11 protein-coding genes are annotated in these 11,849 nt (G+C 42.0%); 8 read left to right on the plus strand and 3 right to left on the minus strand.

Annotated elements, in window-relative coordinates; translation table 11 throughout:
* The first annotated feature begins 22 nt into the window (after nucleotides 1–22).
* From desA to ACIROD_RS20675, 8 genes are all read left to right on the plus strand, one after another.
* On the plus strand, nucleotides 23–1,075 hold the full coding sequence (desA, locus tag ACIROD_RS20640; RefSeq protein ID WP_402943603.1) for a Delta(5) desaturase DesA: 1,053 nt from the start codon (nucleotides 23–25) through the stop codon (nucleotides 1,073–1,075).
* A 94-nt stretch (nucleotides 1,076–1,169) separates the two neighbouring features.
* Nucleotides 1,170–2,291, plus strand: coding sequence for a sensor histidine kinase (locus tag ACIROD_RS20645; RefSeq protein WP_101223692.1), 1,122 nt, complete (start codon nucleotides 1,170–1,172; stop codon nucleotides 2,289–2,291).
* A gap of 12 nt (nucleotides 2,292–2,303) precedes the next feature.
* On the plus strand, nucleotides 2,304–2,912 hold the full coding sequence (locus tag ACIROD_RS20650) for a response regulator transcription factor (RefSeq protein ID WP_101223691.1): 609 nt from the start codon (nucleotides 2,304–2,306) through the stop codon (nucleotides 2,910–2,912).
* Nucleotides 2,913–3,012: 100 nt separating this feature from the next.
* Nucleotides 3,013–3,534 (plus strand): peptide-methionine (S)-S-oxide reductase MsrA, encoded by a 522-nt coding sequence (gene msrA, locus ACIROD_RS20655; protein ID WP_402943607.1) that lies wholly within the window; start codon nucleotides 3,013–3,015, stop codon nucleotides 3,532–3,534.
* Nucleotides 3,535–3,691: 157 nt separating this feature from the next.
* Nucleotides 3,692–4,387: a response regulator transcription factor gene (locus ACIROD_RS20660; protein WP_101223998.1), complete on the plus strand. Its 696-nt coding sequence runs from the start codon at nucleotides 3,692–3,694 to the stop codon at nucleotides 4,385–4,387.
* Nucleotides 4,384–5,739: a sensor histidine kinase gene (locus tag ACIROD_RS20665; RefSeq protein ID WP_402943611.1), complete on the plus strand. Its 1,356-nt coding sequence runs from the start codon at nucleotides 4,384–4,386 to the stop codon at nucleotides 5,737–5,739. The genes ACIROD_RS20660 and ACIROD_RS20665 overlap by 4 nt, the downstream gene beginning before the upstream one ends.
* A gap of 65 nt (nucleotides 5,740–5,804) precedes the next feature.
* The gene (locus ACIROD_RS20670) at nucleotides 5,805–6,359 is read left to right on the plus strand and encodes a PepSY domain-containing protein (protein WP_402943614.1); all 555 of its coding nucleotides are present in this window, start codon (nucleotides 5,805–5,807) and stop codon (nucleotides 6,357–6,359) included.
* A gap of 264 nt (nucleotides 6,360–6,623) precedes the next feature.
* On the plus strand, nucleotides 6,624–7,106 hold the full coding sequence (locus ACIROD_RS20675) for a tetratricopeptide repeat protein (protein WP_402943617.1): 483 nt from the start codon (nucleotides 6,624–6,626) through the stop codon (nucleotides 7,104–7,106).
* 225 nt (nucleotides 7,107–7,331) lie between these two features.
* Here the strand turns inward: ACIROD_RS20675 and shc are convergent, their stop codons facing one another.
* From shc to ACIROD_RS20690, 3 genes are all read right to left on the minus strand, one after another.
* The gene (shc, locus tag ACIROD_RS20680) at nucleotides 7,332–9,227 is read right to left on the minus strand and encodes a squalene--hopene cyclase (RefSeq protein WP_402943620.1); all 1,896 of its coding nucleotides are present in this window, start codon (nucleotides 9,225–9,227) and stop codon (nucleotides 7,332–7,334) included.
* A 142-nt stretch (nucleotides 9,228–9,369) separates the two neighbouring features.
* Nucleotides 9,370–11,019 (minus strand): M14 family metallopeptidase, encoded by a 1,650-nt coding sequence (locus tag ACIROD_RS20685; protein WP_402943623.1) that lies wholly within the window; start codon nucleotides 11,017–11,019, stop codon nucleotides 9,370–9,372.
* Between the two features lie 218 nt (nucleotides 11,020–11,237).
* Nucleotides 11,238–11,579: a DUF1450 domain-containing protein gene (locus ACIROD_RS20690; protein ID WP_402943626.1), complete on the minus strand. Its 342-nt coding sequence runs from the start codon at nucleotides 11,577–11,579 to the stop codon at nucleotides 11,238–11,240.
* Nucleotides 11,580–11,849: the final 270 nt, after the last annotated feature.

Genomic DNA, 11,849 nt, shown 5'->3' on the forward strand with positions numbered 1-11,849 from the left:
TATATTTTTTGAGGAGGAAATCATGAGTAATCATAATCAAAAACAATTGAGAAAAGATGTTGCCCCTTTTGAAAAATCCAATACTAAATCAAGCGTGAAACAGCTCATAAATACATTTCCGCCATTTTTCCTGTTATGGTTTTTAGCTTATCAAAGCTTAACCATTTCATACTGGCTGACACTTGCATTGGCCGTTCTTGCTTCAGGATTCGTAGTCAGGATTTTCATCATTTTCCATGATTGCTGTCATCAATCGTTTTTCAAAAGCAGGAAAGCGAATAGCATCCTGGGTACAATCAGTGGGATCGTTACATTATTTCCGTATGAGCAATGGAAGCATAGCCATTCCATACATCATGCAACAAGCAGTAATTTAAACAAACGCGGTACAGGGGATATTTGGATCATGACCGTTGATGAATATATCGCCGCTACATTCTGGGGGCGTCTTGCTTACCGTTTATATAGAAATCCGATCGTCATGTTTGGATTGGGTCCATTTTATCTATTTCTTGTATCGAACCGTCTGAATAAAAAGGGCGCTAAAAAGAAAGAACGGATGAATACGTATTTGACAAATGCTGCAATCGTGGCAATTTATGGTCTTTTATGCTTGGCTATCGGATGGCAGGCATTCCTGATGATTCAGGTACCGATGCTTTTTGTAACGGGATCACTTGGCATCTGGCTGTTTTATGTACAGCATCAGTTCGAAGATTCTTATTTCGAAGAGGAATCTGAATGGGATTACGTGAAGGCTGCCATTGATGGAAGTTCTTATTATAAACTTCCAAAGGTTTTGCAATGGGTAACTGGTAATATCGGTTTTCATCACGTGCATCACCTTAGTCCAAGAGTGCCGAACTATAATCTGGAAAAAGTCCATGAATCCACCCTGCCTTTGCAGCAGGCAACGACAATCACCCTTAGTTCAAGTTTAAAATCACTTCGCTTCCGCCTTTATGATGGCGAAAACAAGACGTTTGTCAGTTTTAAAGAGATTAAGGACCGTCTAAATGAAGCAAAATTAAAAATTGAACTCAATAATGAACGTCCAAGTCTTCAAAAAAAATAAATTGTTCACCAAAAAACCATTCGATTCCCATTGGATGGTTTTTTGATGAAACTCCTTAGTATATACTAGGATAAAAAGAAATAGAGGCGGCGCCATGCAAAGTTGGTATCATATCTTTCCGAAAAACACAGGGCTGAGCCCTTATGTCTGGATCATTTTTTGTATCCTTCCTTTTTATTTCATCTTCAAATCCTCTTCGATGTTGGAGATAGTCTTTGGAATCGTCATGATCATATTGTTTTTCATATCATATGGTCTCTCATTCGTTTCGAAGGGATGGCCCGTATACGTATGGACCGCGATACAAATAATCATTTCGATATCGATGACCATATTTTTCAGCTACATTTACTTTTCACTTTTTTTAGCATTCTTTATTGGGAATGTTCAAAATAAGGTTGGCTTTTTCGTATTATATTCAATCCAGCTATTGGCTACCATCGTGTCTGTCAATATTGGCTTCATCATGAAAGACCCTACCTTCTTTTCGCAATTTCCCTTTATGCTCATTTGTGTGGTAGGTGTGATCCTGCTCCCTTTCAACACGTATAATCGGAATAAACGGGGCATGCTGGAAGAACAATTGGAGGACGCTCATAAAAGAATATCAGAGCTTGGCAAAATGGAAGAACGTCAGCGGATTGCCCGTGACTTACATGATACACTTGGCCAAAAGCTGTCTTTGATTGGCTTGAAAAGTGACCTTGCAGGGAAGTTGATCGATTTGAATCCGGAGACGGCCAAGAAAGAAATCAAGGATATCCGTCAAACGGCGAGGACGGCACTCAAGGAAGTACGTGAAATGGTGTCGGAAATGCGTGGGTCCAAGCTAAGCGATGAAATCATCCGGGTCAAGCAAATATTGAAAGCCGCAGAGATAGAATTCAATTTGGAAGGGACCACGGAATTACAAGAAACCCCATTGCTTGTTGAAACGGTTTTGAGCATGTGCTTGAAGGAAGCTGTGACCAATATCGTCAAACATAGCGGTGCCGACTGCTGTAATATCGTCATCGAAGAATTACAAACAGGGGTGACGATCACAGTACAGGATAATGGAGTGGGACTTTCACATAGATCAGAGTATATTAAAGGCAATGGACTTCAAGGAATGAAAGAAAGGCTAGAATTTGTTAATGGCAGCCTGGATATTAAATCAACAGAGGGAACGACACTTTATATAAGGGTTCCGAATGCTATAAAAAATAATGGATAGGTGGGATTAACCTTGATTCGAATCGTAATTGCCGAAGATCAGCGGATGCTGCTTGGCGCGTTAGGTTCCATCCTTGATTTGGAAAGTGATATGGAAGTTGTAGGAAAAGCGAGCAATGGGGAAGAAGCAATGAATCTCGTCAATCAATTAAAGCCGGATATATGCATAACAGATATTGAAATGCCAGTTAAAACCGGGCTCGATGTAGCGGAGGAGATCAAGGATCAAGGCCACCAATGCAAGGTCATCATTTTAACCACCTTTGCACGTCCTGGGTATTTTGAAAGAGCCAGAAAGGCCGAGGTAGGCGGATATCTTCTGAAGGATAGCCCAAGTGACGAACTGGCGAACTCTATCCGTGTCATCATGGATGGTCGGCGCATTTATGCTCCTGAGCTGGTGGATATGGCTTTCGAAGAAGAAAACCCTTTGACTGAACGAGAGTGCCAAGTGCTCAAATTGATCGCGGATGGTAAGACCACAAAGGAAATCGCAAGCCAGCTTTATCTGACCAATGGAACGGTTCGTAATTATATATCGGTCATCCTTGATAAATTGGATGTGAGCAACCGCGTTGAAGCGATTGTAAGATTCAAGGAAAAGGGCTGGTCAAAAGATTGATCAAAGGTAAATCCATGGCGGCTTCGCAAATCAAAAAAGCGCAGTGTCAGAATTGAATATGGTATATTAATTTTTATTACATACGGAGAGGATGACCATTATGCAAAAGGCTACATTTGCTGGAGGCTGCTTTTGGTGCATGGTGACACCATTTGAAGAACAACCGGGGATTGGGGGAATCGTATCCGGTTATACGGGAGGACATGTTGAAAACCCGACTTACGAGGAAGTGAAGACGGGAACTACGGGGCATTATGAAGTCGTGGAAATCACTTTCGATCCTCAGTTATTTCCTTATGAAAGATTGCTGGAGCTATATTGGCAGCAAATCGATCCAACCGACGATGGCGGTCAATTTCATGACAGAGGAAGCCAATATCGGACGGCCATCTTCTATCATGATGAAGCTCAAGAAAAACTGGCTCTTGAAGCGAAAGAAGAGGTAGCAGGCAGCGGGAAGTTCCAGAAACCAATCGTAACTGAAATCCTTCCGGCCCAAACCTTTTATCCTGCCGAGGAATACCATCAAGGCTATCATAAAAAAAACAAAGATGATTATAAAGCGGACCGTGCGAAATCGGGACGTGATGAATTCATTGACCAGCATTGGAACGGTGAATGAAATGGATCGGGTGTGCTTACACATCCGGTTCTTTTTTTGACCTTTTAAAGGTACAAAAATTTAAATCATTATTTCATCGGATTTTTATGCGCAGGGGTCAATTTCTCATGATATTTTCATATTTCTTCAGTACACTAAGGGGTAGGTGGTGATGATCATGAATAAGAGAATTTTAATAATAGAGGATGAAGAAAAAATAGCGAGGATTCTCCAGCTGGAACTTAATCATGAGGGTTATCAAACAGAATCGGCTTTTACCGGAAAGGCTGGTCTGGAAAGAGCAGAAGCAGAAGAGTGGGATTTAATCTTATTGGATGTGATGCTGCCCGAGTTGAATGGCATAGAAGTACTTAGGCGTTACCGGAAAAAGAATGGATCGACACCGGTCATCCTCCTAACCGCAAGGGATGCTGTGCCAGACAAGGTGAATGGCCTGGACCATGGTGCGAATGATTATGTAACGAAACCGTTTGAAATTGAAGAGCTGCTTGCACGGATCCGTGCTTGTTTTCGTACCAATGTACGGGAGAGCCAATCAGAAGTGGAAGTGGATGAACTAAAAATCCATGATCTGAAGTTGAACCTCGGTACAAGGGACATTCACAGGCAAGGCAATAGGATTGAGTTGACTTCCCGCGAGTTCGATTTGCTGGTTTATCTTTTGCAAAATAAAAATCAAGTACTTTCAAGGGAGCAAATCCTGACCCATGTATGGGGATATGACTTTGCAGGGGATACGAATGTGGTTGATGTGTATATCCGTTATTTGCGCAAAAAGATAGATTATCCCTTTGAGGTGCAGCTCATCCATACTTACCGCGGGGTAGGTTACAGCTTGAAGGAGCCAGTATGAAGATTCGGACGAAAATCCAATCGTATTCCAGTCTTTTTTTAAGTGTCATGCTTATCTTGTTGAGTATCATCGTTTTAATCGCCTTCCTTTGGATATCGTTAGAGAGGGAACGGGATCTGCTTGAAGATCAAGCTTCATTAATAGAAGAAAATATCCTGACGAAAGATTTGATTTCCGGTGATTCCGATTTAATGGAGCCATATATCCCGGACGATGGAATGGTGCGGATATTCGACACGGATGGAAGGCTGGTAAAATCATTTACGGATGAAGAGGACCTTAAGGGGCTTGCGGTTAAAGCCATTGACGAGAAAGGATATGATTTTGCCAAAGTTGACGGTGAATATGTATTGACCTACCGTTTTCCTTATCCTGATGAGGGGAAGAAGCTGGGGATGATCGAGGTCACACAGCCGCAGGATACCCTCCTTGATAATTTATCGACGCTTGCCCTCGTTTTGGGCGGTGCATCCTTTTTTGTCATTCTGTTATCGATTCTTGCCGGTAAGTGGCTGGCCAACCTGATCCTTAAACCGATATCGGTCATGAGCGGAACGATGAAGGATATTGAGAAAAGCGGGGAATTCAAACGGATACCGCTATCGGATCAATCAAAGGACGAGCTGCAGGTGATGGGGGCGGCATTCAACAGGATGATGGAAAGGCTGGAAAGGAATTATAACCAACAGCAGCAATTCCTTTCAGATGCTTCACATGAATTGAAAACACCGATTACGGTCATCGAAAGCTACTCCTCTCTATTGAAACGCTGGGGCATGAAGGATGAAGCGATTCAGAAAGAGGCAGTGGAGGCAATCCATCATGAAGCCATCCGGATGAAAAAACTGACGGAACATCTTTTGCAGTCAGCTTCCCAAACGGAACCTTCAGAAGATGCGGAAGGGAAAATAGAACTCATTTCATTTTGTGAAGGGATTGCCCAAACATTCAGAAGGACGGGAAATCGTGGAATAACGATAGAGTCAGAGTTTAAGGAAATCTATGCAATGACCATTTCCAGTAAGCTTGAACAGGTGATTGTCATCCTATTGGACAATGCAATGAAATACAGTCAATCAAGTATACAAATCATGATAAAGCGGCAGGATAATGAAATTGTCATCGGTGTGAAAGATCACGGTGGAGGGATATCACCAGAACATCTCCCCCATGTATTTGACCGTTTTTATCGCGTTGATTCATCGAGGGCAAGGAAAACGGGAGGCAATGGACTCGGGCTTTCCATCGCCCGGACGCTTGTAGAGTCATTCGACGGTAATTTGGAGATTCAAAGTGAGGTGGGAGAGGGAACGTTGGTGACTCTTACTCTTTCTCATCAAATTCTAATCTAACGCTCATGTTCGTTTCATGAAGGGTGCTTATTATTAAGGTAACAACTTAAAGGAGGAATTCATTCATGAAAAAACAGTGGAGTACGATTAAAGAAGGCATCATTCAAAGGAAAAAGGTAATCATGACGGTGTCCATAGCTTCCGTATTGCTTTTCGGCGGTGCTGCTGGAACGGCAGTATATGCAGTCAATAAGGGGAATCTATCCGAGGATGAGGCTGTCAAAATGATTTCAGAAAAACTAGGCGGGGAAGTTACTCAATTTGAAAAGGATTGGGACCAGCCGATGACATATGAGATGACCGTTAAAACAAAAGAAGGCTATCAAGACGTTGATGTTGATGCTGAAAAGGGAGAGATTCTTTCTCAGGAGATGGAAGACGATGACGATGACGATGAGGATATGAGCACACAACAAGCCGTGGAAACTGCAAAAGTCAGCAGTGATCAAGCTGAAAAGATTGCCTTGAAAGCGGTGGATGGTCAAGTAACGGATATGGAGCTTGATTCAGAGAATGGCACCCTTGTGTACGAGCTGGAAATAAAACAAGGACAAAAGGAATATGATGTTGTGGTGGATGCAACCACAGGTAAAGTATTGAAAAACCAATTGGAAGATTAATCAGCAATATTTGATATATGAATGCTCTTGAACTGAATTGTATGAAGGATTTGCCAAGTGGCAGATCCTTTTTTTAATTGCGATTATGAATCTCAAGCGAAATTAGGGGGAAGGAAGTAGAAACTTCCTTTCGATGAAGAGGCGTATGGGTGGGAGAACGGGCATGTAGCTGATGATACTCTGAAAACATCTGCGGTTATAAAGGAATTAAAAAGAAGAAACGCGAATAGAGGCAATAAGAATTTATTCAATGGAGGATTGATTATGGGAAATTTGGAAGAGGCACTGTCATTAAGGAAAAGGAAAGAATTCGAAAAATCCAATCGATTATTGATGGGTCTGGCAAAGCAAAATCCCGGTGATGCAGTCATACAGTATCAGTGTGCCTGGAGTTTGGATATTCTCGGACTTGAGGTAAAGGCGGTGCCCTATTATGAAGCGGCACTCGAATTAGGTTTGCCGGAGGAGGATGCCAAAGGGGCATACCTCGGGTTGGGCAGTACATATCGCACCATAGGGGAATATGAAAAATCAAGACGGACATTGGAATCCGGGCTGGCGAAGTTTCCTGGGGATAAGGCTTTATTGGTATTCAGGGCCATGGCATTTTATAATTTGGGCCAACATGATCTTGCGATGGAATCTCTATTGAAGATCATTGCCGAAACGTCGAGGGATCAAGAAATACAATCTTATGCTAAGGCCATAAAATTTTATAGTGATAAACTGGATAAAGTTTTCACATAATCGTGATCATCCCCAAACTATCCACAAAGCCTGTATAAACCAAGTCATCCTTACATCGCTGAAATGAATTAATCAACAATATGACGGGGAATTTCTTGCATTTTGCACTTTTACGTATAAATGAATGTGGATAACCTTGGATTGTGGATAACTTTCCGGTGTTATTCACTACTTTTCCACAGGTAATCCACATATTCACCTTTAATATGAAAAAAACACTGGCGATTAAGTCTCCAGGAATTTTTTATTGTAATGACTTAAGGCTAAAAGGGGATAAATATAGCGATAGCTATGATAATGGATATACAAAAAATCTGCCATTCCCTGGCCTGCAGGATAATCATTGGTCCAGCTTTCTTGTTGACCTGCAAGGATGAGATAGGCAATGCCTTTTTCAATCTCTGCTGTCGGCTTTTCTGATGCCGATATCAACGCATCCACAGCCCAGGCTGTATGTGTCAGTGTGCTAGTTCCGAGGGGGATATATCGTTGCTTGATATCACTGTAACAAGATTCACCCCAGCCGCCATCTTCATTTTGAATTTTCTTCAACCAAGTTAGGGCTTTTTGGATGGATGGATGTCCAGTGGCTTGCCCTGCTGCCTTCATGCCGGTCAGTGCAGACCATGTGCCATATAGATAGCAGATGCCCCAGCGCCCATACCAGGAGCCATCACGCTTCTGGTCTTCCAATAGCCAATCCACCGCTCTTTTACTGACTTCTTCCGGCTTTTTCATATTTGTATAGTTCCCCAGGAATTCCAGCGTCCTTCCTGTCAGATCAGCGGTGGAAGGGTCAGTCAGGAGATATTTAGAACCCTCTATAGGAAGAAGCTGCAGCCATTTATGGTCGTTATTCCGCTCGAAGGCTGGAAATCCGCCATCATCATTTTGCATGGATATCGTGAAGGAGACACCGCGCTGCCAGCTGTCCCGATTATCCGGTTTTGCTTGAAGTTGCTTAGCCAGCGCCCGCAGTGAGGCGGTCGTATCATCGACATCCGGATTCATGGTATTTAAATCCGAGAACCCCCAGCCGCCTGGAATCGCGTTAGGATTATGGATCAGCCAATCTCCATACATATAATGCTGGCGTGACAGCAAGTACTGATTGGCCGCCTTGACCGCTTTGTCTTTGAAAGGCATTCCCGCTTCTTGAAGGGCGTAGCTTATTAAGGATGTATTCCAAACATGGGGCGTAGTGAACTGGATATGTGTGTGTCCCTCAATGGAGCAGGCCATCCCCTTCAGACCGGCCATGGCCTTTAGAATCACTGGATCTCTTTTCGAATATCCAATGGAAAGGAGGGCAAAGATCATGAAAAAGGTAGAACCGAAATAATTGTACAGTGTCCCGTCTGGTTCCAGCCTGTCGAGCATGAACCTTTTCGTTGAATCCAATGCTAAGGAATGCAAATAATCCGGATAACCAATCAAGGTTTTAACGCCTGTTTGAAGTTTAGAGAAAAAGGAACGATATTCTTCGGTACGATACTCTTCCCACATACGCTCTTCGGATCGGTCCTCCCTTGTTTGAAATAAATCTTTTAGATTTGGCGTGTCAGGGGTCTTGATTTGAAACCTTTTATGGCCAAGCAATAGCAATGGAATCATGTTGACCCGCCCATATACGGAAAGATCATAAATGCTGACGAAAAAGGTCGGAGGCAGTAAGACCACTTCGAGAGGAATGGGGAATAGGCGAGGCCATTGATATTGTCCGGTGACGGTAAGCATCATTTTCGTTAACATTTTGGCCTGTTTGATGCCGCCCTTGGAAAGAATGAATTGTTTGGCTTTTCTCATATGGGGATGATTCTTATTGCGGAGTCCGCTAAAAAGAAGGCCATAGTAGGCCTCGATCGTAACCGTAACATTGCCGTCCTTCTCGTCTTGGAAAAGTTTCCATGAACCGTTTTCCGTTTGCCTGCTTTCGATTCTTTTTACTAAAGCCTCTATAAGAGGAGTGTCTTCCATATCTAAAATTTTCAATAATATGATCATATAGGCATCTGCCGTTATCCCGGTGTCGAAGGGATAATTCCACGAACCATCAGCAGATTGGTCTTGTTTCAAGCGGTGAACAAGGCGGTTGATTTCCAATTGTACATGTTGGTTCAATGACTTTCCTCCTCTAAAAACACATTTTCCGTTAATATGTATATTCAAAACTTGTCGTTGCATTCAAGAAATCAAAGGAGGGGGGAAACTAAAAAACGCTTTGGCAATGAAAGCTGCCAAAGCGTCATTTAGATACTATGCATCATTTAACGGGTAAGGAAGATGGCTGCATATAGCGGTAAATCGGCAATTCTTTTCCCTTGTCAGCCGGGATGAAATTGAATGTCACATAGCTGTCCATGCCTTCAGGTTCGAGGGCAAGGGAGATGAAGTTGGCATCAGGCTGGGCCATGTCGAAAACATAGCTTCCTTTTGGGAAATCCCGGGTTTTTGAAGTAACCGTGGTCGTTACTTCCCTTGTGGAATGTCCGCTTTCCAGTTCAGCGGAAACTTTTAAATCCTTGACCCTATAGCTTTCAACAGCTACTTTCATAGGTTTTTTTAATTTTTTCACTTCCACTCCCAATATCTGAAGTTTCTGGGCGATATTTTTATATTCTGGTGGAAGGATATAAGCTGTCGGACGATCTCTGACAAGGGTAGGGTAGGCATCGGTAGAATCCAGCCAATCGATGGAGGCATCGACCATTTTAGCTTTCGCTAAATCGACTACTGTCAATTTTTGATCCTTAATCAATTTATTTTCGCTGGTGATGACAATTTTATCGTTATCATTTGCTTTTCGCCCTTTTCGCACGACTTCAGTTTCTGCCTGACTAACGGCTTTTTTAACCTTATTGGCCTGTTCGGCTGCCGTTTTGATGAATGCTGCCTGTGCTGTAGCTTGTGCAAAAACACGTCGTTTAAAATCCGTACGGCCGATATTGATCCCCCTTGTTTCAATTAAATAGGTCATTGTATTTTTCAAACCGAGGGCGTTTCGGCCAATCCGGGCTTCTGTGCTTCCTTCTGTGGCGGTAAGGACTCCATCATCAGAAGTGGCCAGTGTATAGTAATCATGATAGGAAAGCTTTTCTTTTTCCAAAGTTTTAAAAACATTAGGCAAAAGCAGTTCATCGGAAGCTTTTCGAAGCTGTGCGGGAATATTTAAATTCTTGGCTGAGGAGATGAGTAAATCATAGGAAGCGATCGATCCATTTGCTCCCACCTTTTTCAGGGGGGCAGGATTCACTGTATATTCATGTACTTCCAGAATGACTTCAGGTTCATAATCATCGATTGACTGATGAATCGTCTGCACTTCAGGATACTCCACTTTTAAGTAGTCCCTATTCGCATCCATGTCATTTGCGGTATATCGTTTGAAATAATAAGAGCCATCAGGATTGACTCGTGGAACGATGGCAACATTCACTTTATCGAGGACATCACCAAGCTTGCCTTCAGCCAGCCATTGTGCAAGGACTAATGTAGATTCACCTGAGGCGGGTTCATTGCCATGGATTTGACCTTGAATCCAAATCAATGGTTTATGGGAATTCTTAATCTGCCTTTTTGAATCCTTGCTGAAAAGAAGCATCGGGATGTCGCGTCCTTCTGTGGATTTACCTATCGTCTTGACCTGGATGTTTTTGTTTTTATGGGAGAGGGACCTGATGGAATCCAACAATTCTTCCTGGCTCGTAAAGGCGATCTTGTTTTGTTTAAAGGCAGGGGTCTTGAAAGAAACATTAGGGTCAGGGAAAAGGTGGGAGAGGTTATCTGGTTGAATGTAGCTTGGACCATTTCCATAATAAGGGGTGAATTCTTCCGCCTTGGCTATAGGGCCAGGCAATCCAGTGACAAGGCCTAGTGTTACGACTGATACGATGGTAGGAATGATTTTTTTCATGGACGTCCTCCTGTCTATCTTTTTCCATAAATTATCATATTTCAAGCTATCTATACAGTGAAAACGTTTGAAATAGTGAAAAACAGGAAGTAACGACTAGATTAATGATTCCATAGCACAATTCGCAATGCCTTTTAATAGATGTTCATCACCTGTATTCTGTATAATTACAGGTGGGAAGTAAAAATGACACGATCAAGCAATTTGCTTGGCCCGTATCATTTCAATTGATCTTGTAACTTATTTAAAAGATCCTGTGAATCTTCGCCACTCATTATCTTGCCATTCACTTTCGCATAGGGGGTATTCTTACAAAGTTTACACTCACTTAAACATTCATATTCCTTATATTGAATCCTTGGATTCTCTAAGAACTTACCATAATCGGCAACAGTTTGTTCATTAAGGAAGCGGTCAAGATTATTTTGGCAAAATTCAATTTGGATTTTCGCCTTTTTTGAGAACACTTTGGATAAAAAGTTTTTCATCATATCGCTTCTTTCATTGGAAGAGTAAATATTTGTTATTTTGATTTTATCATTTCCTGTAACGAAATGCATGATTGGTTCATCCAAATTCATTACAATCTGACTATCCGGAGAATATCAAACTAATTCACTTGTATATATTGACACATATCTGAGAGATGATAGAATAAGAATGACTGATAATGATAATGAATCTCATTATCACGAATGGAAGAACCTTGTAACTATTGCAACTTCATGATCGCGATTTCAATAGTGGACTTTGCGATAGTCTGTATTCAAATATATTTAATTAAAAATATTATCGCTGTATTAAGTGAGATAGGAAGAGTAGGAAATGTA

The organism is Peribacillus sp. NPDC101481 (assembly GCF_044767165.1).
GTDB lineage: Bacteria > Bacillota > Bacilli > Bacillales > DSM-1321 > Peribacillus.

Coding starts and splice junctions, on each gene's coding strand:
- desA (WP_402943603.1), top strand. CDS start 23: ATGAGTAATCATAATCAAAAACAATTGAGAAAAGATGTTGCCCCTTTT.
- ACIROD_RS20645 (WP_101223692.1), top strand. CDS start 1,170: ATGCAAAGTTGGTATCATATCTTTCCGAAAAACACAGGGCTGAGCCCT.
- msrA (WP_402943607.1), top strand. CDS start 3,013: ATGCAAAAGGCTACATTTGCTGGAGGCTGCTTTTGGTGCATGGTGACA.
- ACIROD_RS20660 (WP_101223998.1), top strand. CDS start 3,692: ATGAATAAGAGAATTTTAATAATAGAGGATGAAGAAAAAATAGCGAGG.
- ACIROD_RS20665 (WP_402943611.1), top strand. CDS start 4,384: ATGAAGATTCGGACGAAAATCCAATCGTATTCCAGTCTTTTTTTAAGT.
- ACIROD_RS20670 (WP_402943614.1), top strand. CDS start 5,805: ATGAAAAAACAGTGGAGTACGATTAAAGAAGGCATCATTCAAAGGAAA.
- ACIROD_RS20675 (WP_402943617.1), top strand. CDS start 6,624: ATGGGAAATTTGGAAGAGGCACTGTCATTAAGGAAAAGGAAAGAATTC.
- ACIROD_RS20685 (WP_402943623.1), bottom strand. CDS start 11,019: ATGAAAAAAATCATTCCTACCATCGTATCAGTCGTAACACTAGGCCTT.
- ACIROD_RS20690 (WP_402943626.1), bottom strand. CDS start 11,579: ATGCATTTCGTTACAGGAAATGATAAAATCAAAATAACAAATATTTAC.